At 59.9% G+C, this 20,126-nt stretch carries 18 protein-coding genes; 7 read left to right on the forward strand and 11 right to left on the reverse strand.

The features are described 5' to 3' along the window. Positions 1–56: 56 nt before the first annotated feature. Positions 57–812, forward strand: coding sequence for a substrate-binding periplasmic protein (locus HU724_RS02535; RefSeq protein WP_186568598.1), 756 nt, complete (start codon positions 57–59; stop codon positions 810–812). Here HU724_RS02535 and HU724_RS02540 read toward each other — a convergent pair. The 5 genes from HU724_RS02540 to gpmI form a co-directional block, all read right to left on the reverse strand. Then, positions 793–2,196, reverse strand: a complete 1,404-nt coding sequence (locus tag HU724_RS02540) for a Vps62-related protein (protein ID WP_225927659.1) — start codon at positions 2,194–2,196, stop codon at positions 793–795. The genes HU724_RS02535 and HU724_RS02540 overlap by 20 nt on opposite strands. An 85-nt stretch (positions 2,197–2,281) precedes the next feature. Next, entirely contained in the window at positions 2,282–3,058 is a 777-nt protein-coding gene (locus tag HU724_RS02545) for a divergent polysaccharide deacetylase family protein (protein WP_186568601.1), read from the reverse strand. A 2-nt stretch (positions 3,059–3,060) separates the two neighbouring features. Further along, positions 3,061–4,380 (reverse strand): S41 family peptidase, encoded by a 1,320-nt coding sequence (locus tag HU724_RS02550; RefSeq protein WP_039756590.1) that lies wholly within the window; start codon positions 4,378–4,380, stop codon positions 3,061–3,063. Positions 4,381–4,411: 31 nt separating this feature from the next. Next, entirely contained in the window at positions 4,412–5,698 is a 1,287-nt protein-coding gene (locus tag HU724_RS02555; RefSeq protein ID WP_186568603.1) for a murein hydrolase activator EnvC family protein, read from the reverse strand. Between the two features lie 254 nt (positions 5,699–5,952). Continuing rightward, complete coding sequence (gene gpmI / locus HU724_RS02560; protein WP_186568605.1) at positions 5,953–7,482, reverse strand: 2,3-bisphosphoglycerate-independent phosphoglycerate mutase; 1,530 nt, start codon at positions 7,480–7,482, stop codon at positions 5,953–5,955. Positions 7,483–7,635: 153 nt separating this feature from the next. On the opposite strand from gpmI, the gene HU724_RS02565 reads away from it, so the two are divergent. From HU724_RS02565 to secB, 3 genes are read left to right on the forward strand one after another with little or no spacing between them, the layout of a single operon-like run. After that, on the forward strand, positions 7,636–8,049 hold the full coding sequence (locus HU724_RS02565; protein ID WP_016772116.1) for a rhodanese-like domain-containing protein: 414 nt from the start codon (positions 7,636–7,638) through the stop codon (positions 8,047–8,049). Position 8,050: 1 nt separating this feature from the next. Beyond that, a complete protein-coding gene (gene grxC / locus HU724_RS02570; protein ID WP_016772115.1) occupies positions 8,051–8,305 on the forward strand; it encodes a glutaredoxin 3 in 255 nt (84 codons plus the stop codon). A 57-nt stretch (positions 8,306–8,362) separates the two neighbouring features. After that, the gene (gene secB / locus HU724_RS02575; protein WP_016772114.1) at positions 8,363–8,848 is read left to right on the forward strand and encodes a protein-export chaperone SecB; all 486 of its coding nucleotides are present in this window, start codon (positions 8,363–8,365) and stop codon (positions 8,846–8,848) included. A 123-nt stretch (positions 8,849–8,971) separates the two neighbouring features. On the opposite strand, the gene HU724_RS02580 is transcribed toward secB, so the two are convergent. Further along, on the reverse strand, positions 8,972–9,427 hold the full coding sequence (locus HU724_RS02580) for a tRNA (cytidine(34)-2'-O)-methyltransferase (protein ID WP_016772113.1): 456 nt from the start codon (positions 9,425–9,427) through the stop codon (positions 8,972–8,974). Between HU724_RS02580 and HU724_RS02585 the strand changes: the two genes are divergently transcribed. Both HU724_RS02585 and HU724_RS02590 read left to right on the forward strand, forming a co-directional pair. Further along, a complete protein-coding gene (locus HU724_RS02585; RefSeq protein WP_186568607.1) occupies positions 9,426–9,866 on the forward strand; it encodes a hypothetical protein in 441 nt (146 codons plus the stop codon). The two genes, HU724_RS02580 and HU724_RS02585, sit on opposite strands and share 2 nt — an antisense overlap. A gap of 185 nt (positions 9,867–10,051) precedes the next feature. Further along, positions 10,052–12,046: a leucine-rich repeat domain-containing protein gene (locus tag HU724_RS02590; RefSeq protein WP_225927660.1), complete on the forward strand. Its 1,995-nt coding sequence runs from the start codon at positions 10,052–10,054 to the stop codon at positions 12,044–12,046. A gap of 620 nt (positions 12,047–12,666) precedes the next feature. On the opposite strand, the gene ntrC is transcribed toward HU724_RS02590, so the two are convergent. The 5 genes from ntrC to glnA all read right to left on the reverse strand — a co-directional run bounded on the left by ntrC (position 12,667) and on the right by glnA (position 18,232). Next, on the reverse strand, positions 12,667–14,103 hold the full coding sequence (gene ntrC, locus HU724_RS02595) for a nitrogen regulation protein NR(I) (RefSeq protein ID WP_016772108.1): 1,437 nt from the start codon (positions 14,101–14,103) through the stop codon (positions 12,667–12,669). Beyond that, a complete protein-coding gene (gene glnL, locus HU724_RS02600; RefSeq protein ID WP_024011230.1) occupies positions 14,100–15,185 on the reverse strand; it encodes a nitrogen regulation protein NR(II) in 1,086 nt (361 codons plus the stop codon). The genes ntrC and glnL overlap by 4 nt, the downstream gene beginning before the upstream one ends. Before the next feature lie 230 nt (positions 15,186–15,415). Then, positions 15,416–16,003, reverse strand: coding sequence for a DUF4124 domain-containing protein (locus tag HU724_RS02605; protein ID WP_186568653.1), 588 nt, complete (start codon positions 16,001–16,003; stop codon positions 15,416–15,418). Positions 16,004–16,035: 32 nt separating this feature from the next. After that, a complete protein-coding gene (locus tag HU724_RS02610; RefSeq protein ID WP_186568609.1) occupies positions 16,036–16,548 on the reverse strand; it encodes a DUF4124 domain-containing protein in 513 nt (170 codons plus the stop codon). 277 nt (positions 16,549–16,825) lie between these two features. Then, positions 16,826–18,232, reverse strand: a complete 1,407-nt coding sequence (gene glnA, locus HU724_RS02615) for a type I glutamate--ammonia ligase (RefSeq protein WP_016772104.1) — start codon at positions 18,230–18,232, stop codon at positions 16,826–16,828. 327 nt (positions 18,233–18,559) lie between these two features. Between glnA and thiI the strand changes: the two genes are divergently transcribed. After that, positions 18,560–20,014, forward strand: a complete 1,455-nt coding sequence (thiI, locus tag HU724_RS02620; RefSeq protein ID WP_042608651.1) for a tRNA uracil 4-sulfurtransferase ThiI — start codon at positions 18,560–18,562, stop codon at positions 20,012–20,014. The last annotated feature ends 112 nt before the right edge of the window (positions 20,015–20,126 follow it).

Raw genomic sequence — 20,126 nt, forward strand, 5'->3', positions numbered from 1 at the left:
ACAGCATGGCGCGCCCAAGGCACTCTTGGGCACGCCATGGATTCCGGTAGCCCGACATGATCAAACGCCTGCTTGTTGTTCTCGCCAGCGCCTCGTTGTTGTTCATCAGCAATGCCCGGGCCGAAACCAGTCCCGACACCGATCTGGTGCTACTCACCGAGAACTTCCCGCCGTACAACATGGCGAAGAACGGCAAGAATTTCGCCCAGGGCGACAACATCAACGGCATTGCCACGGACATCGTTCGCGAGATGTTCCAGCGCGCCGGTCTCACTTACAGCCTGACCCTGCGTTTCCCCTGGGAACGTGTCTACAAGCTCGCCCTGGAAAATCCCGGTTATGGGGCCTTCGTCATGGCGCGCCTGCCCGATCGGGAAAGACTGTTCAAATGGGTCGGGCCGATCGGTCCCGACGACTGGATTCTGCTGGCCAAGGCTGACAGCAAGATCACCCTGGACACCCTCAATGATGCCCGCAAATACAAGATCGGCGCCTACAAGGGCGATGCGATTGCCGAGACGCTGACCAAGCAGGGGCTGAAACCGGTGGTGGTGCTGCGCGATCAGGACAATGCGAAAAAGCTGGTAAACGGCCAGATCGATCTCTGGGCTACCGGCGATCCTGCCGGCCGTTATCTGGCGCGGCAGGATGGCGTGACCGGCCTGAAGACTGTGCTGCGCTTCAACAGCGCGGAGTTGTACCTGGCGCTGAACAAGGACGTTTCCGATGACGTTGTCGCCAAGCTGCAGACCGCGCTGGATCAGTTGCGCAAGGAAGGCGTGGTCGATGAAATCATGGGGCGCTATCTGTAGCAGATGGCTGATCCGGCATTGCCTGCGCAGCGCTGATTTCGTCCTGTGTCAGAGACGACTGTACAGTCTGTTCTTCGACCGGCTCCGGTTCCGACACCGCGATGATCTCAGGCTTGGCTTGCGCGTACTGGCTGATGTGCAGACTGCTGCCATCGGTGTAGCTGAAACCTTCTGTCACTGACGTGCCGTCTGCACGCAGCAGCGTGTAGTCGCTCTGCACCAGATACGATGCCACCGATCTGTTTTTGTCCACGACCGCAACCACTTCGATGCTCGCCGTATTGAGCCAGTCATTCGAATGTATCTCGCATTGGGTGAAGTCATGGCCCAGCCGTGCGGAAAACATCGGCGCGTTGTGCTGATTGTTTTGCCATTGGCCGCCGAATTCGACGGAGGTGGTGTGGGTGAACGTGCGCAACCCGGCGGTTCGCTGAGCGCGAGGTGCTGTCCATTTGAATATCTGGCTGTCATTGCCATCATTGCGTGCATGACCGACCAGCACGTACTGATCCTGGCGTTGCAGCAGATAGAAGGGCGAGTGACGCAGTTGCTCGGTGGCGATGTAACGCGGATCCTTGACGGTGAACCAGGGCAGAATGGCGATGTAAGACGGATCGTCGACAGTGTCCAAAGGCGTCGGCGTTTCCCCGCACAGCACCGGTGGCGATGGGCGTGTATGCATCTGAAGTCCAATCTGCAAGCGCAAACAATAGACCGGGAAACTGGCCGGTCTGGTGTAATCACCCAGGCCGAAAAAACTGCCCGATGCCAGGTATATCTCGCCAGGTAGGGCGGTTGGGGGAACGGCGCTCCAGGTACTGACACGCTGTCGGGCTTTGCTGCCCTTGTCGTCCCAGATCAGGTCGCTGCTATTCGATCCGATGACCAGATCGGCGCGAACGCAGCGGACAGCGTTGAGCGACGGTTTTTCATGATCATTGGAGCACACCGACCCCAGCGCCACGTAGCCGGCCGGAGGCAGCGGTCGCCAGATCGACAGATCTCTTTTCGAACCTGACCCGGAATCCTTCCAGATCAGCTCGTAGTCATCGGGACGGCGCAGTGCCCTGCCTTTGGTGGGATCAGTGCTGGCAATGTCTGCTTCGCAAACAACCGCCACCACGCGTTCGTCATTGATGTTGCCCAAGCCTCTGGTGACGACATCGCCCAAGGGAAAATAACCGGGCAGCGCGTCGGGGGCCGGTGTCGGGCGCCAGAACGACGCAGATTTGGCCGACAGACCGTCGGTATCCCAGATGCGCAGAAATTCTGTTGTGAAGTTGATCAGCAGGTTATCGATGCGGATGGGTTCAGACCGCCCTGTGGGCGGGATAATCGGGGGGTTGTTTGTCATGGGCACTCCTGATAGTTGAAAGCGACTCAAAGGAGTCGCGACCTGCAGCAGGTCTTACTATCCGGAACGGGGCAGGGCGTACGGTGGTAACTATGTATTGCAGCGTGACCGGGTATTACCGGTAAACGCCGTCCTTGCCATGCCCGGCCATGGCGCGGTTGCTGCGCACGCTGATCATCTGCCTGATATCGATCCAGTCGATGCCCTGCGCTTTGAGCTTGGGTAATTCGCGCTCGAGCACCGCCAGGGTCTGCGGATACGGATGGCCGATCATCACCGCTGAACCCTGTTTGTGCGCCAGGGAGATCGCGGTCTGTAGCTGAGTGGCAATGGCCGCTTCGGTGCGCTCATCGTCGAGAAACACGTCTCTGGAAACGCTGGCCAGATCGATTTTCTGCGCTTGCTGCGCTGCGACCGTTTGAGCGCTGGTGCGGCTGTCGACGAAGAACTTGTGCCGACGCTGCAACTCGCCCATCAACCATGCCATCGCCGCAGGCTGCGCGGTCATGCGGCTGCCCATGTGGTTGTTGATACCGGCGGTGAAGGGGACTTTTGCAAACGCGGCATTCAGGCGTTTCTGCAATTCTTCGAGGGGCAGTTCGGGGTGCCACGCGTAAGGCCCGGTGGCCGGGTCCATGGGCATGTGCAGGATGACGATCTTGCCGGCGCGATGGGCTTCGCGGGCAAATTCGGTGGCGTGCGGGGTGTCGGGCATGATCGCTGCCGTGACCGGGCCGGGCAGGGCGAGCACGCGACGATCCCGGGGCAGGTTCTGCCCCAGGTCGTCGATGATCAATGTCAGATAGGCTTTGTGCGGCGAGGAGCTGGCGGGCTCTGCTTGGGCAAAACCCGCCAGACAGCACAGCAGAACGCAGAGGGAACGCAGCAACATCCTCAGCGGCCGGAGGTGATGCTCAGGCCTTTGAGCAGGCTCAGGGCTTGGGCCAACTGGTAATCGTCATCCTGCGGCATCGCTTTGGCCTTGCCGCCGGAACCGCTCGGTTTGTCGGCGCCGCCGTTGCCGTTGCCCAAGTGACCTTGCAGATCGGCTTCCTTGAAGTATTCGCTGTCGGCTTCGTTGGTGATTTTCGCGCGGCGCACTTCGATGTCCGGCACGATGCCCTGAGCCTGAATCGAGCGGCCGTTCGGCGTGAAGTACAGCGCGGTGGTGATCTTCAGCGCGCGGTCGTTGTTCAGCGGCAGCACGGTCTGCACCGACCCCTTGCCGAAACTGGTGGTGCCCATGACCACGGCACGTTTCTGGTCCTGCAGGGCGCCGGCGACGATTTCCGAAGCCGAGGCACTGCCACCGTTGATCAGCACGACCATCGGCACCGCTTCGCTTTCGTCCTTGCCGGTGGCGGAGAAGCGCAATTCGGAGTTGGCGATGCGGCCCTTGGTGTAGACGATCAGGCCTTTGGTGATGAAGTGGTCGACCACTTCCACTGCCGATTGCAGTACGCCGCCCGGATTGTTGCGCAGGTCGAGAATGATGCCGTTGAGCTTCTTGCCGTTGTCCTTGCGCAGTTTGGCCAGAGCCTTGGAGACTTCTTCGCCGGTCTTGACCTGGAACTGGGTGATGCGGATGTAGCCGTAGCCCGATTCCAGCAGTTGCGCCTTGACGCTTTTCACCTGAATCACTGCACGGGCCAGGGTCACATCGAACGGCGTGCCGCCATCGCGAACCAGGGTCAGGGTGATTTTCTGGCCGATCTTGCCGCGCATCTTGTCGACGGCTTCGGTCATGGTCTGGCCGCGGGTTGGCTGGCCGTTGATCTTGACGATGAAGTCGCCAGCCTGAATGCCGGCCTTCGACGCCGGGGTGTCGTCGATCGGCGAGACAACCTTGATGAAGCCGTCCTCGGCGCCGACTTCGATGCCCAGGCCGCCGAATTCACCGCTGGTGCTTTCCTGCAGCTCGGTGAAATCTTCCGGGCCAAGGTAGGCCGAATGCGGATCGAGGTTGCTGAGCATGCCCTTGATCGCGTTTTCCAGCAGGGTCTTGTCGTCCACAGGCTCGACGTACGCGGCTTTGATCCGGTCCATGACCTCGGCGAAGGTGCGCAGCTCTTCCAGCGGCAACGGCGCCTTGGCGGTCGCGGCAGTGCCTGCCGGAGCGACGGTCGGGGCCGGTTGTGCGGCGAACGCCAGAGGCGCGCCGATCACCAGGGCGATCGTCAGGGCCAGCGAGGTAAGGCGGGACAAATGCAGCATGTCGAACGAACTCCTGAATTAGGTGGTGCGCTTATCCTTGCGCACGACACCATTGCGCCGGATCACTCGGGTGACCCTGCTGACGAATTGCGAAATACAGCGCTGGGGTGTTCTGACCGCCACTGTTACCGACAGTGGAAATCGACTCGCCAGCCTTGACCACATCACCCGCCGACTTGAGCAGCGTCTGGTTGTGGCCGTAAAGACTCAGAAAACCGTTGCCGTGATCGAGAATCACCAGCAAACCGGCACCGCGCAGCCAATCGGCAAACACCACGCGCCCGCCGTGTACGGCGTGCACCTGGCTGCCGGCGGAAGCGCTGATCATCACCCCATCCCACTTGGTGCGGGCGTCGTCGCCACGGCTTTCACCGAAGCGTGCGAGTAATCGACCATCAACCGGCCACGGAAGTTTTCCCCGGGTTGCAGCAAAAGGCCCGCCAAACGTTTCGCCGCTGCTCGATACCAGCGCGCCGGGGCTTGATCTGGCGGGTTTTCGTGGGGCGTCGCTGTTATCAGCCTGCGCCTCACGCAAACGCTTTTTTTCTGCTTCCTGCTGGGCGATCAGCGCTTTCTGCCGCGCTTCCTCTGCCTCACGAGCCTGGCGGGCCAGGGTTTCTTCAATGGTTTTAAGGACTTTAGACAGGTCTGCCTGATCCTGCTCGCGGGCGGCGAGTTTCTGGTCGCGGGCCTTGACGTCGTCATTGAGTCTGGCAAGGACCTGCTGGCGTTCCTTGCGGACTTTCTCGAGTGCTTCGCGCTGCGTGTCGAGGTCGCTTTTCTGCACCAGCAACTGCGCTTGCTGCAGGCCGATGTCTTTTTCGACATTGGCCAGTTGGCGGAGGGTTTCGTTGAAGTTCTTCAACTGCTCCAGGCGTGCCTGGCTCAGGTAGTCGTAATAGGTGAGGGTGCGGGCAAATTTCTCGGGGTTCTGCTGGTTGAGCAGCAGCTTGAGGTATTCCTGGCGGCCGTTCTGGTAAGCCGCACGGGCCTGAATGGCGATCAGTCGCTGCTGTTCAGTGCGCGCGCTCTGGAGTTTTTTTTTCTCTGCATCGAGCCGCTGTAGCTCGGATTCGCTTTTCTGCAGTTCTTTCTGCAGCGCGTCGACCTGCTTCTGCAGCTTGCCCATCTCGGTTTCAGTGCCCTTGAGCTCTTTCTGCACGCCGGACTTTTCTTCCTGCAGCTTGCCCAGGAGTTTTTTCAGCTCAGCGATATCCTGACGCGTGGCGTCCAACTGCTGTTGGGTTTGCGCGCGCTCGTCGGCGAAGGCCGGCTGGAGCAGACAGGTCAGAGCAAGGGCGATCAGGACGCGAAGCATAGGGGCGGGCGGCACCAGGGTAAGGGACGGCCTAGTATGCCCGCCCGAGGCTGCAAAAAAAACGCCCAATTGGGGCTGTGTGATAACTGGCTGGAGATACAGCTGAAAATAATCTTCGAACCCAGCACAAACCACTGTGGGAGCTGGCTTGCCAGCGATGGCGGCTGCACATTCAACATAAATGCTGGCTGTCAGATTGCTATCGCTGGCAAGCCAGCTCCCACAGGATTTTTGCGGTGTTTTCTGGATTCGGCTCAGATCAGGATCGAACTCCCGGTCATCTCCGCCGGTTTTTCCAGACCCAGCAGCATCAGCATGGTCGGCGCTACGTCCGCCAGCACGCCGCCTTCGCGCACTTTCAGGTCGCGCTTGCCGACGTAGATGAACGGCACCGGCTCGGTGGTGTGCGCGGTGTGCGCCTGACCGGTGGATTCATCGGCCATTTGCTCGACGTTGCCGTGGTCAGCGGTGATCAGTGCTTCGCCGCCGACCTTTTCCAGCGCTTCAACGATGCGACCGACGCAGGTGTCGAGGCACTCGACCGCTTTTACCGCCGCGTCGAACACGCCGCTGTGGCCGACCATGTCGCCGTTGGCGTAGTTGACCACGATCACGTCGTAACGCTGGTTTTCGATGGCGTCGACGATACGGTCGGTGACTTCCGGGGCGCTCATTTCCGGCTGCAAGTCATAAGTCGCGACTTTTGGCGACGGGATCAGGATGCGCTCTTCGCCCGGGAACGGTTCTTCACGACCGCCGGAAAAGAAGAAGGTCACGTGGGCGTATTTTTCGGTTTCAGCGATGCGCAGCTGGGTCTTGCCGTTTTTCGCCAGGTAATCACCGAGAACGTTTTCCAGGCTGCCGGCGGCGAAGGCCGACGGTGCTGGAATGCTAGCGGCGTACTGGGTAAGCATGACGAAACCGGCCAGTTTCGGCTGACGGGCGCGCGCGAACTCCTTGAAATCGTCTTCGACGAACACGCGGGTCAGCTCGCGGGCGCGGTCGGCGCGGAAGTTCATGAACACCACGGCGTCGCCGTCTTCAACTTTCACCGGCTCACCGATGGAGGTGGCTTTGACGAATTCGTCGCTTTCGCCACGGGCGTAGGCAGCTTCAAGACCTTCCTGCGCGGTGGCGGCGTTGAATTCGCCATTGCCGTCGACGATCAGGTTATAGGCCTGGGCGACGCGATCCCAACGGTTGTCACGGTCCATGGCGAAGTAGCGGCCAATGATGCTGGCGATCCGGCCTTTGCCCAAGGCCTGGAAAGTCGCGTCGAGCAGTTCGATCGACGAAGCGGCGCTTTTCGGCGGCGTGTCGCGGCCATCGAGGAAGGCGTGCAGGTAGATTTTTTCGGCGCCGCGCTTGAAGGCCAGTTCGGCCATGGCGATCAGGTGATCCTGGTGGCTGTGCACGCCGCCATCGGACAGCAGGCCCATGAAGTGCACGGCTTTGCCGGCGGCCACGGCTTGATCGACAGCGGCGCAGATGGTCGGGTTTTCGAAGAATTCGCCGTCGCGGATCGCTTTGGTCACGCGGGTGAAGTCCTGATACACCACGCGCCCGGCGCCGAGGTTCATGTGGCCGACTTCCGAGTTGCCCATCTGGCCGTCCGGCAGGCCGACGTCCATGCCGCTGCCCGAAATCAAGCCATTCGGCACGGTGGCCCATAGACGGTCCAGCACGGGTTTCTTCGCCGCGAACACGGCATTGGATTCGGGGCTGTCGCTGTGACCGAAGCCGTCGAGAATCATCAGGACCAAAGGTTTGGGCGTAGTCGTCATGGAATCCACTCGTGGCTGATAAAGAAGAGGGCGATGGAAAACGGAGTTGGAGTTTAAAGCGAAGTTCCGACCGCGTCACCGCCGGACGGGGTTTGGCCGACCATAGTGGCTGTGTATACTGGCCGACATTTTAACGCCCTGGAACCTCCTTCGATGGTTGCTCACCTGATTGAATTTGCCACTAACCACTACATTCTTGTCGGTATCTTCGTCGTACTTCTGGCTCTGTTGCTGGCGCACACGATGCAGGGCGGCGGCAAGAGCCTGAGCACCGGCGAGCTGACCGCACTGGTCAATAAAGACGCAGGCGTGGTGGTGGATATCCGTCCGGCCAAGGATTATGCCGCTGGCCACATCGTCGGCGCGGTGAACATCCCGCAAGACAAACTGGCTGCCCGCGTCGGCGAGCTGGAAAAACACAAGGCCAAGACCATCATTCTGGTCGATGCCCTCGGTCAGACCGCCGGCACCCACGCCCGCGAGCTGATGAAGTCCGGCTTCACCGCCGCCAAGCTGTCCGGCGGGATTTCCAGCTGGAAAGGCGACAACCTGCCGCTGGTGAAATGACATGAGCGAAGTCATCGTCTACTCCAGCGATTACTGCCCTTACTGCTCGCGCGCCAAGCATCTGCTCGCCAGCAAAGGCGTGGCCTTCGAAGAGATCAAGGTCGATGGCAAGCCGCAGCTGCGTGCCGAAATGACCAAAAAGGCCGGGCGCACGTCCGTGCCGCAGATCTGGATCGGCGCAAAGCACATCGGCGGTTGCGATGATTTATACGCCCTGGAACGCGCCGGCAAACTCGACGCGCTGCTCAAGGGCTGAACGGCTGCACCCACGTACAGCACTCCCTAAAAGACCCAAGATCGATAAGGATCTGAGATGACTGACCAACAGAACACTGCAGCCAGCGAAGAAGAAACCGCACCGCAATTTTCCTTGCAGCGCATCTACGTACGCGACCTGTCCTTCGAAGCCCCGAAAAGCCCGGCGATCTTCCGCCAGCAGTGGGATCCGGCGGTCGGTCTGGATCTGAACACTCGCCAGAAAGCGCTGGAAGGCGACTTCTACGAAGTGGTGCTGACCCTTTCCGTCACCGTGAAAAACGGTGAAGAAGTGGCCTTCATTGCTGAAGTGCAACAGGCCGGTATCTTCCTGATCAAGAATCTGGACGCGGCTTCGATGAGCCACACCCTGGGTGCGTTCTGCCCGAACATCCTGTTCCCGTACGCCCGCGAAACCCTGGACAGCCTGGTTACCCGCGGTTCGTTCCCGGCGCTGATGCTGGCGCCGGTGAACTTCGATGCCCTGTACGCGCAAGAGCTGCAGCGCATGCAGGAAAGCGGCGAGACCCCGACCGTTCAGTAAGACGGTTCAGCAATACCCCATGTGGGAGCGAGCCTGCTCGCGAAAGCGGTCTGTCAGACAAATCAATGTTGACTGACACTCCGCATTCGCGAGCAGGCTCGCTCCCACATTTGTTTTGCGGCGTTACTTGAAGTCGTTCTGCCGCCACGCTTCGTACACGGCGACCGCCACGGTGTTGGACAGGTTCAGGCTGCGGCAGCCTTCGCGCATCGGCAGGCGCAGGCGCTGTTCGGCAGGCAGGGCGTCGAGCACGTCCGCTGGCAGGCCGCGGCTTTCCGGGCCGAACAGAAACGCATCGCCGGGCACGAACGCGGCATCATGGAACGGCCGCGAACCTTTGGTGGTGAAGGCGAACACGCGCGGGTTGCCCAGACTTTCCAGACAACTGGCCAGATCAGCGTGACGCTGCAACGTGGCATATTCGTGGTAGTCGAGACCGGCACGGCGCAGGCGCTTGTCGTCCATCTCGAAACCCAGTGGTTCGATCAAATGCAGGTGGCAGCCGCTGTTGGCGCACAGCCTGATAACGTTGCCGGTGTTCGGCGGAATTTCTGGTTGAAAAAGGATGACGTGAAACATGCACGGCTCCGAAGGTAAAGATGAGCGGCATTCTACGCCGCCTGTGGACAACCGTTCGAAACTATTCCCGCGCGTCATCGGCTCGCTGGCGATTGTCGGCTTGATGATCGGCTTGATGATCGGCCGGCTGACTACGCCGGATCCGAGCGTGCTGGAGCAGGTCGAGGTTGCCGATGGCGGCCTGGTGGTGTGGTTCAACAATGAGCCGAAGCTGCACGGCGAGATCATCGACGGCACCGTCGCGCTGCTGTTTCAGGCCGAAGGTCGACCGCAGAAAGGCCAGCTCAGGCTCAACGGCAAGGATGTCAACTGGCGCACGCGCAAGAGTGATGGCGGATTGTTGCTGACGGTGCTGGCAGCGCGCCCGTTGCGGGGCGACTGGGTCGGCAGCGAGGTCGATGATCGTTGGCGGCTGGAGATCCGCTTGAGCGAGCGCTAGCGGAAAGGTCCCATTCTGGATGTTCGCCCGACACTGTTTGACGTCCTTTCCTACCGTGACCGTATCCCTTTCCCATCTCCGACGATTGCTCGTCCACGCTATCGTTCGCCCCTTCAAACGGCAGGATGCCGAAACCCGTCGCCCCCTCGCATGAATGCAGGGGCGTCTTTTCAAGGATGAGAAACATGCCAGTAAAACCAGCCAAAGGTGGCGCTGCCCACACGAAAGTGGATGCTTCCACCAGTCCGACCCGACCGGACCACATGGATATTCCGCTTCCCGGCCCGTCAAACCGAGGTGGTTCTGGCTCAGCGTTTTCCACCGATAATTTGCCGTTACGGGCCGGCTTGTCCAGCGCTATCGACGCAGACGCCACGCTCGCGACTGCGGCAGTTGTGGTTCATGCGGCCCCTGCACAAGCCAGTCCGCCGGTATCACAACCGACGCTGGACCATTACGCAATCAACGCCCGCGCAATACTTCCAGAAATCAACAGCGAAGGATTGCGGGTTCTTAATCGGCGCACCTACGCTGACGTGGCCGGTGGCGATCTTGTTCTTGTCGCCGTAGATCCGCAGACAGGTCTGCATCGAGCCCGACGGCCAAGCGAATTACTGCCAGGCCCGGTGATGCTGCGCGATGCGGCCAGCGGGCTTTGGTATGCGCGCGATGTCGTGGAGCCAACTACCCGTGAGCAGATCCGCAAGTATCTGCCGGACATGAGCGATGAGAACGCGGATGCCTTCATCGCCCGGTTTGATGACAAGGATGTGGCAGAGCTTGAACTCAAGCACATTCAGCCTGGGCTTGCGCAACTGGACTCGACGCGTTTCAGCATGCCATTCAGTCCAGCTCGCATTACATCGGACCAGGAGTTCCTTGACGCGTCAAAGATGTGGACGACGCTACGCCAGTTGTACCAATGGCAAGGCCATCCTGATCAGCGGGTCTACAGTGGTGGGCGGCTTGTGGGCTTCAAGCTGGATATCAATCTGACGACATGGCCAGCTGAAAAGCCGCTTTCGTTGAAATTCAACTCAGTCGTTTCTCTCACGCTAAGAGGTGGTGGTCCGGTGACCCCGGACGTGTTTTGCGCGCAATTTCCCAACCTTGAAAGTCTGACGATTACCAGTCAGGAGATCAGAGTAAAAGGCCGGTTCCAAGGGTGGGACATAATAGAAAGCGTTCATTCAAAATTCAGTATGGATTCGCGCTTCGCCGAGCAATTGAAAAGATTCCCGCGTTTGCAGAGGCTGCATCTGCAGGACTGTGAATTAACGGCTGACTTTTCGCTGCGAGGCCTTACCAGACTTCGTGAATTATGGCTTTGCAACACAGTCGAGGCCCCGGTGAATAGCCTCGACATGCAAATGCGGCATCAGGAGCAAGTCACCTTTTTGCAAGTGGCAGCTGACCTCAGAGGGATGACTGAGCTGCGGGTGCTGGATCTGAGCCGCACCGGAATACACCTGCTGCCTTCTGGTCTGGAGGCCATCGACGTGGCGTCGAAGCTGGAAGTGTTAAGACTGGGGGGCAATCCGCTTGCGAACAGCCTTTCACTCGAAAACATGACCGCACTGCAGGAGCTGGATCTTTCCAATACACGATTGCAACGATTTCCCGAGGGCATTACCGATAGGATTCCCGTAAAAGAGTTGAATCTTGCTGACAATCACATCAGGTCGATTCCCGAATCCGTGGAGCTCAGAGCGGGCTTCAATCTCATCGGCAATCCAATTACGGACCCGGCCTCGCTACGGCGGTTGATACGAGCACGTGTCGACACAGGCACCGATATCTGGCTCGGACAGGAAAGCAGCGATGGGTCTGCCGATCTCTGGCTACGCAATGTGCCACAGGACCAGATAGCGGAAAAACAAGCGCTGTGGGACAGGCATAACGCCGCAATGCCACTGGCAGTGACCGGCATTCTTCGTCGGCTGAGTCGAACGCCCGAATTTCACGTTGAACGCCCGCTGCTGCAGCGGCGCGTGTGGTGGTTTCTGGAAATGTATGACAGGGCCGACGTCACCGAACGGGCCAGGCTCGACGCCATTCTTCATACGGAAACGAGTCCCGGGAAGATGCTGGACCGGCTGGAGAATGAAATCCGCAGCTATGACGGAGGGCGACAGAATCAAGCGCTGCACCCTCTGCCCAAACGGCCCAGGTTCGAATAGGGGCGGGGCGCTGCAGTGTAAAAGCGGGAATCCCTGACCTGCCTGTATCAGGGTTCCCAAAAACGTGGGCTTCGCTTGTGGCGTCAGCCCGGTATAAAGAGGGAACCCCCGGCCTGCCTGTACCAAGGATCCCAAAAGGGTGGCTCGGCGCTTTGCGCTGTGAGCCCGATGTAAAGAGGGGAATCCCCGGCCTGCCTGTACCAAGGTCCCCGAAACGGGTGGTGAAGCGAATCACCTGAGACAGGTATTGCAGGGGGCGTGCCAGGTTTTAATCTGCTGAAACAAAAAACGCTTTGGGAACGCGAAAGCCCCGGGGCTCGGGGCTTTCGCGTTTTTGAATAAAGGGTTTTTCAGTTTTTTCAGGAGTGATTGTGGCGATACGGCTGTGCGCGATCGCGGGTCATTGTGCATTGATGCGGTGCACGGTGGCCCTCACCCTAACCCTCTCCCAGAGGGAGAGGGGACTGACCGAGGTGCCCGGTCAAGTTACGCCGACCTGAGATACCGAGCCGAACTCAGGCCTCGAAACCACCCGAGATTGCTCCCTTCCCCCTCTCCCCCTTGGGGGAGAGGGCTGGGGTGAGGGGGATCGATCCTGAGTAGACGACAATCCTTAAGCGTTAACCCTCTTCCCCCTCGTCATCATCCCCACCATCAACCTTCATCCCCAGTTCCTTGATCTTGCGCGTCAGGGTATTGCGCCCCCAACCCAGCAGCACCGCCGCATCACGCCGACGTCCTGCGGTGTGCTTCAAAGCAGTCTCGATCATGATCCGCTCGAACGCTGGCACTGCGCTGTCGAGCAGGCTCGACTGGCCACGGGCCAAGGCCTGATCGGCCCACTGGCGCAGGGCCTGTTCCCAGTTGGTCACTGGCGCCGAATCCTGCGGCAGGTTGAGCAGTTCCGGTGGCAAGTCACTGATGTGCACTTCACGGCCGGAGGCCATGACGGTGATCCAGCGGCAGGTGTTCTCCAGCTGGCGCACGTTGCCCGGCCACGGCAGGTTTTTCAGGTATTCCTCGGTTTCGCTTTTCAGCAGCTTCGGCTCGACCGCCAGTTCCTGCGCGGCGCGGCTGAGGAAGTGCCGGGCCAGGGTCGGGATGTCTTCGCGACGATCCGACAGGCGCGGGATGTGGATGCGGATAACGTTGAGGCGGTGGAACAAGTCCTCGCGGAATTTGCCGGCGTGGACGAGCGTTTCCAGATTCTGGTGGGTTGCGGCGATGATGCGTACATCGACTTTCACCGGCACATGGCCGCCGACGCGGTAGAACTCGCCATCGGCCAACACGCGCAACAGACGCGTCTGGGTGTCCGCCGGCATGTCGCCGATTTCATCGAGAAACAGCGTGCCGCCGTCCGCCTGTTCAAAACGACCGCGACGCAAATTCGCCGCGCCGGTGAACGCGCCTTTCTCGTGGCCGAACAGTTCCGATTCCATCAGATCCTTGGGAATCGCCGCCATGTTCAGGGCAATGAACGGCGAAGCCGCGCGTGGGCTGTGGCGGTGCAGGGCGTGGGCGACCAGTTCTTTACCGGTACCGGATTCGCCGTTGATCAGCACGGTGATGTTGGAGTGGCTCAGGCGCCCGATGGCGCGAAACACTTCCTGCATCGCCGGCGCTTCGCCGATGATTTCCGGGGTGCGGGTCAAGGCTGGCACAACTTCCAGGCCTTGCTGTTCCTGCGCATGTTGATTGGCGCGTTTGACCAGCGAAACGGCTTCGTCGACGTCGAAAGGCTTGGGCAGGTACTCGAAAGCACCGCCCTGATAGGAGGCGACAGCGCTGTCCAGATCGGAGTGAGCGGTCATGATGATGACCGGCAGCCGTGGGTGCTGTTCGCGAATCCGCGCCAGCAGATCCAGGCCACTGGCGCCCGGCATGCGGATATCGGAAATGATCACGTCCGGCTGCTGCCGGGCCAGACGACTCATCACGCCGTCGGCGCTGTCAAAGCTCTGGGTGGTCATGCCTTCCTGCTGCAAGGCCTTTTCCAGGACCCAACGGATAGAACGGTCGTCATCGACGATCCACACGGTTTCACTACGGCTCATGTCGATGTGGCTCCTTGTTCCAGTGGCAGGAAGATCGAGAAGGTGGTGTGGCCTGGATGGCTCTCACACTCGATCAGGCCCTGGTGCTGACTGATGATGTTCTGGGTAATGGCCAGGCCCAGCCCGGTACCGTCCGGGCGGCCGCTGACCATGGGAAAGAAAATGGTTTCCTGCAGTTCCGCCGGGATGCCCGGGCCGTTGTCGATGATCTCGATCTTGGTCACCAGACGATGGCGGATGTGGCCGATGGTGAACTGGCGCATGGCGCGGGTGCGCAGGCTGATGCGGCCCAGGCGCAGCTCGTTCTGGCTGCTGATAGCCTGCATCGCGTTGCGCACGATGTTCAACACCGCCTGAATCATTTGCTCGCGGTCGATCAATACATCGGGAATGCTCGGGTCGTAATCACGCACCAGGGTGATGCAGCCCTGGCTTTCGGCCTCGACCAGATGGCAGACGCGTTCGAGCACTTCGTGGACGTTGCACATGGCCAGTGACGGCAACTTATTCGAGCCGAGCATGCGATCGACCAGATTGCGCAGGCGGTCGGCCTCTTCGATGATCACATTTGTGTAATCGCGCAGGCTCTCTTCCGGAAGCTCGCGGGCGAGCAATTGCGCCGCACCACGGATGCCACCGAGGGGATTCTTGATCTCGTGGGCGAGGCCGCGCACCAGCATCTTGCTGGTTTCCTGTTTGGACAGCTGCGCCTCTTCCTTGGTGATGCGCAACAGGCGATCACGCGGATGCACTTCGAGCAAAAGCAAAGTCTCGCCGTTACTGAGAATCGGCGTCACCGCGTAATCCACGGTCAGCGTCTGGCCGGTGAGGGCGGTGAGCATCGCTTCACGCTTGGTGAACGGGTGCGCCTGCTCCACCGCCTGACGCAGGGAATTGAGCGCCTCGGGGGATTCGGTGAACAGCTCGCTGATGAACTGGCCGTGGCTGCGCTGACCGCTGACCGCCAACAGCATTTCCGCCGCCGGGTTCATATACTCCAGGCGCAACTCGGCGTCGAGCAGGATGGTCGCCGTGGTCAGGTTGTCGAGCAGCAAACGGTGAATAGCGTCGCTTATGGTCATCTGGACCCCTTTTGGAGCAAGGCGTGCGCGAGAACAAAGCGCTGATGTAGGGAAAATGCAAAAACCAAACCAAGGCTCCGAAAAGAAGCGTTTAACCCCTGAAACAGGCGTTTGACGCGCGTTTGTATGGCACGAAGCCAGCTCAAACGGGAAGTTTCGAACCAAAATGGGTTGGGTTGTGGGCGAGATGCAGTTTAGTGCACCAATAGGGTGCGCATGCCCGGCGGACGTTAAAAGAAGCGCAGGAATGGATTTTTCGGCTCTTCCGGTTTGTCCTTGAGCGGGCATTCCGGGCGCACGCCGTAATCGTCGGCGACACAGGGTTTGACCTGACGTTTCTGCGCCAGGGAAATGCGCAGCATGTGGAACGGCTGATTGGCGGTGCGTTCCACGGTACGCCCGGCGGCGTCGAGGATTTCGATCGAAAGGTTGTGGCTGCCGCGATCGATGTTGCTCAGCGCAAACACCGGGCTGGCGCCGGGCTCGCCAGTGGCCTTGCCATCCAGCAGCAAGCGATAACGATGGCCGCTTTGCAGGCCGGGCTCGCTGGTGACGCTGACGATCAGCTCGCCGGCGCTGCTGCGCAAAGTGGCATCGGGCTCCGGGATCAGAATGCGCAGCATGTCGTAGTGAAAGGGCGGTGGTTCGGCGGATTTTTTCGCTGTGGTGATCGGCGCTGCGGTGTTGGCAGGGACAGCCATGCGATTGCTCGTCGCGATCGGCACTCGCTTGGCGTTGGCGCGTGGCTGGTCGGTGTAGACGCGGTTGCCCTGTGCGTCGAGATAGGTGAAGACCTCCGCCGAGGTGCACATCGACATCAATGCCAGGACGAGTACCAGCCCCGCGCGAATCACGGCGTATGCACCCGTTGCACGGTGAAGACGGCTGGCGGGCTCTGCTGAACGACGCGTTGGCCGTCGATCACTTGCACGGCCAGGCGATGCTCGCCGCGATCGATGTTGACCAGTTGCAGAACCGGCACGTTGCTCGGCTGGCCATAGGGCTGGTCGTCGAGCAGCAGCCTTAATTGATGCGGCGGTTGCAGGCGCGGCTTGATCAGAACATTGACCGTAAAGGTGCCGTTATTGGCGCGCAGCGCCTCGTCAGTGGGCAGACCGGCGAGTTCGAGGATTTCATAGGCGTTGCGCGGTGGTTGCGGTTGTTCTGCGGTGGGTGCCTGCGGCGCACTCGGTGCTTGCGGCTCGACCCGATTGAGTGGCGGCAGCTCGACCGGTTGCGCCTGCACGCCGTCCGGCGGCTGATTGCTGTACGCCGTGTTGCCGTTGGCGTCGGTGTACTTGTAGATCTGCGCGGCGGCGGGCAGGGCGATCAGCAGCAGAATGTAGGGAAACGTGCGACCCATGAAATCGACCGGGGTTGGAAGCGATGGGTAGCAGCATAGGACAGGTGGCGCGGTTGGCCCAACTGGCGACACATTCAAAGATCATTCAGACACCACAGATCGCCTGTGGGAGCGAGCCTGCTCGCGAAGGCGTCGCGTCAGTCACCATCATCTTCAATGACACACCGCTTTCGCGAGCGGGCTCGCTCCCACAGGGTAAATGAACTGCGCCGGGCAATAAAAAAGGCCTCCCGAAGGAGGCCTCTTGTGTCACGCCACTTTACGCAGCGCTACCGGATCAGCAGCTGTAGTACAGCTCATATTCCAGTGGGTGTACGAAGGTGCGAACCTTGATTTCTTCTTCCGATTTCAGCGCGATGTAAGCGTCGATGAAGTCGTCGGAGAACACGCCGCCCTTGGTCAGGAAGGCGCGGCCCTTGTCCAGCTCTTCCAGGGCTTCTTTCAGGCTGCCGCAAACCTGTGGAATCTCTTTCGCCTCTTCAGGCGGCAGGTCGTACAGGTTTTTGTCGGCAGCATCGCCTGGGTGGATCTTGTTCTGGATACCGTCCAGACCGGCCATCAGCAGTGCTGCGAAGGCCAGGTACGGGTTGGCAGCCGGATCCGGGAAGCGTGCTTCGATACGGCGGGCTTTCGGGCTCGACACGTATGGAATACGGATCGAAGCGGAACGGTTGCGCGCCGAGTAGGCCAGCATTACCGGAGCTTCGAAGCCTGGCACCAGACGCTTGTAGGAGTTGGTCGCCGGGTTGGTGAAGCCGTTCAGGGCCTTACCGTGCTTGATGATGCCGCCGATGAAGTACAGAGCGGTATCGGACAGGCCGGCATAGCCTTCACCTGCGAAGGTGTTCTTGCCGTCTTTCCAGATCGACATGTGTACGTGCATGCCCGAACCGTTGTCGCCGTACAGCGGCTTCGGCATGAAGGTCGCGGTGCGGCCGTAAGCGTCGGCAACGTTGTGCACAACGTATTTCAGGGTCTGAACTTCGTCAGCCTTCTTCACGAGGGTGTTGAACTTGACGCCGATTTCGTTCTGGCCGGCAGTTGCCACTTCGTGGTGGTGAACTTCAACCGACTGACCCATTTCTTCCAGTGCGTTGCACATGGCGGTACGGATTTCGTGGTCGTGGTCGAACGGTGGAACCGGGAAGTAGCCGCCTTTCACGCCTGGACGGTGACCCTTGTTGCCGCCTTCGATGTCCTGGTCGGACATCCACGAGCCTTGCTCGGAGTAGATCTTGAACATCGAACCGGAGATGTCCGACTTGAACTTCACCGAGTCGAAGATGAAGAATTCTGGCTCTGGACCGGCGAATACGGTGTCGCCGATACCGGTGGCTTTCAGGTGCTCTTCGGCGCGCTTGGCGATCGCACGTGGGTCGCGATCGTAGCCCTGCATGCTCGAAGGCTCGATGATGTCGCACACCAGAATCAGGGTTGGGTCTTCGGTGAACGGATCGAGCACGGCAGTTTCGTCGACCGGCATCAGGATCATGTCGGAGGCTTCGATACCTTTCCAACCGGAGATGGAGGAACCGTCGAACATCTTGCCGACTTCGAAGAAGTCGTCATCCAGCGCATCGCGAGCCGGCATGGTCACGTGGTGCTGAGTGCCTTTGGTGTCCGTGAAGCGCAGATCAATCCACTTGACGTCATGATCTTTGATGAGTTGAACCGACTTCGACATAGTGTCCTCCGGGTGAATTAGGGCGGGTAGTGGATGCCCTTAATAATGGTGATGCCGGCGCGAATACTCTGCCAAGGCAACCTGCCTCACAAGGGAGCAAATTGCATGCCAGTGCCCCAGCATGGGTTTTTTGCCCCAAATTCACGCTTATTAAGGTGCGCAGGCAACTGAATCGACAAATATCGCCCCGTAATGTTGCGTTTAATTCCATAAATGACCTGTTTTGGTGCGCGCAAAACCTTCTGCACATTAACTGGTTAAACCTTGAGCAATTTCCGCTATAATCCGCGCCCCCCTTTTTCGGCTGGCCGTTCGCGCGCTGTTTTCATGAAACTTATCGTAAAAGTCTTCCCCGAGATCACCATCAAAAGCCGACCTGTCCGGACGAAATTCATCCGCCAGTTGGCCAAGAACATCCGCACCGTGCTCCGTGACCTGGACCCGGCCGTGGTGGTGAACGGCGTGTGGGACAATCTCGAGCTGGAAACCCGCGTTACCGACCCCAAAGCCTTGAAAGAGATGGGCGAGCGCCTGACCTGCATGCCGGGGATCGCGCACTTTCTGCAGATCGACGAGTACCCGCTGGGCGACTTCGACGACATCACCGAGAAGTGCAAACAGCACTACGGCGATGCGCTGGCCGGGAAGATTTTCTCGGTGCGCTGCAAGCGCGCAGGCAAGCATGCGTTCAGCTCGATGGACGTGGAAAAATACGTCGGCAGCAAGCTGCGTCGCGAGTGCGGTGCAGCCGGAATCGACCTCAAAGCGCCGGAAATCGAAGTCCGTATCGAAGTTCGCGACAAACGGTTGTTCGTGATTCACAGCCAGCACAACGGCATCGGCGGCTACCCGCTGGGTGCGTTGGAGCAGACGCTGGTATTGATGTCCGGCGGCTTCGATTCGACCGTGGCGGCTTATCAGATCATGCGTCGTGGCCTGATGGCGCACTTCTGCTTCTTCAATCTCGGCGGGCGTGCCCACGAATTGGGCGTGATGGAAGTCGCGCACTTCATCTGGAAGAAGTACGGCAGCTCGCAACGCGTGCTATTTGTCAGTGTGCCGTTCGAGGAAGTGTTGGGCGAAATTCTCGGCAAAGTCGATAACAGTCATATGGGCGTGGTTTTGAAGCGTATGATGTTGCGCGCCTCGTCCGAGATCGCCGAACGCCTGCACATCGATGCACTGGTGACCGGTGAAGCGATCTCCCAGGTGTCGAGCCAGACGCTGCCGAACCTGTCGGTGATCGACTGCGTGACCGATAAACTGGTGCTGCGGCCGCTGATCGTCGCGCACAAGCAGGACATCATCGACACCGCCAACGAGATCGGCACCGCCGATTTCGCCCGGCACATGCCGGAATATTGCGGCGTGATTTCGGTCAACCCCAAGACCGCCGCCAAGCGTGGCCGGGTTGAGCACGAAGAGAAAGAATTCGACATGGCGGTACTCGAGCGCGCGCTCGCCAACGCCAAACTGGTGCCGATCGATCGGGTAATCGACGAGTTGGGCCAGGATTTGCAAATTGAAGAAGTCAGCGAAGCGCTGGCCGGTCAGATCGTCATCGACATCCGCCACCCGGATGCCGCCGAGGATGATCCGCTGGAGCTCGCCGGCATAGAGGTACAGACGATGCCGTTCTATGCAGTGAACGCACGTTTCAAGGAACTGGACCCTACTCGCCAGTACCTGCTGTATTGCGACAAAGGCGTGATGAGTCGCCTGCATGCCCACCATTTGCTCAGTGAGGGGCATGCCAATGTGCGCGTTTATCGACCGAGCTAAGTGCCCGGGGCTGTTTGCCTGTGGCCTGCGTCACCGGCCCCCCGACACCGCCGTCAAGCTGTAACGGCCATGCCGGACACTACTGCTAATCGCTGCCATGACTTGTCAGCAA

Origin of the sequence: Pseudomonas iranensis (assembly GCF_014268585.2) — a bacterium.
In the GTDB taxonomy this organism is placed as follows: Bacteria; Pseudomonadota; Gammaproteobacteria; order Pseudomonadales; family Pseudomonadaceae; genus Aquipseudomonas; species Aquipseudomonas iranensis.

Coding starts and splice junctions, on each gene's coding strand:
- HU724_RS02535 (WP_186568598.1), top strand. CDS start 57: ATGATCAAACGCCTGCTTGTTGTTCTCGCCAGCGCCTCGTTGTTGTTC.
- HU724_RS02545 (WP_186568601.1), bottom strand. CDS start 3,058: ATGTTGCTGCGTTCCCTCTGCGTTCTGCTGTGCTGTCTGGCGGGTTTT.
- HU724_RS02550 (WP_039756590.1), bottom strand. CDS start 4,380: ATGCTGCATTTGTCCCGCCTTACCTCGCTGGCCCTGACGATCGCCCTG.
- HU724_RS02555 (WP_186568603.1), bottom strand. CDS start 5,698: ATGCTTCGCGTCCTGATCGCCCTTGCTCTGACCTGTCTGCTCCAGCCG.
- gpmI (WP_186568605.1), bottom strand. CDS start 7,482: ATGACGACTACGCCCAAACCTTTGGTCCTGATGATTCTCGACGGCTTC.
- HU724_RS02565 (WP_016772116.1), top strand. CDS start 7,636: ATGGTTGCTCACCTGATTGAATTTGCCACTAACCACTACATTCTTGTC.
- grxC (WP_016772115.1), top strand. CDS start 8,051: ATGAGCGAAGTCATCGTCTACTCCAGCGATTACTGCCCTTACTGCTCG.
- secB (WP_016772114.1), top strand. CDS start 8,363: ATGACTGACCAACAGAACACTGCAGCCAGCGAAGAAGAAACCGCACCG.
- HU724_RS02585 (WP_186568607.1), top strand. CDS start 9,426: ATGCACGGCTCCGAAGGTAAAGATGAGCGGCATTCTACGCCGCCTGTG.
- HU724_RS02580 (WP_016772113.1), bottom strand. CDS start 9,427: ATGTTTCACGTCATCCTTTTTCAACCAGAAATTCCGCCGAACACCGGC.
- HU724_RS02590 (WP_225927660.1), top strand. CDS start 10,052: ATGCCAGTAAAACCAGCCAAAGGTGGCGCTGCCCACACGAAAGTGGAT.
- ntrC (WP_016772108.1), bottom strand. CDS start 14,103: ATGAGCCGTAGTGAAACCGTGTGGATCGTCGATGACGACCGTTCTATC.
- glnL (WP_024011230.1), bottom strand. CDS start 15,185: ATGACCATAAGCGACGCTATTCACCGTTTGCTGCTCGACAACCTGACC.
- HU724_RS02605 (WP_186568653.1), bottom strand. CDS start 16,003: ATGTCGATGTGCACCTCGGCGGAGGTCTTCACCTATCTCGACGCACAG.
- HU724_RS02610 (WP_186568609.1), bottom strand. CDS start 16,548: ATGGGTCGCACGTTTCCCTACATTCTGCTGCTGATCGCCCTGCCCGCC.
- glnA (WP_016772104.1), bottom strand. CDS start 18,232: ATGTCGAAGTCGGTTCAACTCATCAAAGATCATGACGTCAAGTGGATT.
- thiI (WP_042608651.1), top strand. CDS start 18,560: ATGAAACTTATCGTAAAAGTCTTCCCCGAGATCACCATCAAAAGCCGA.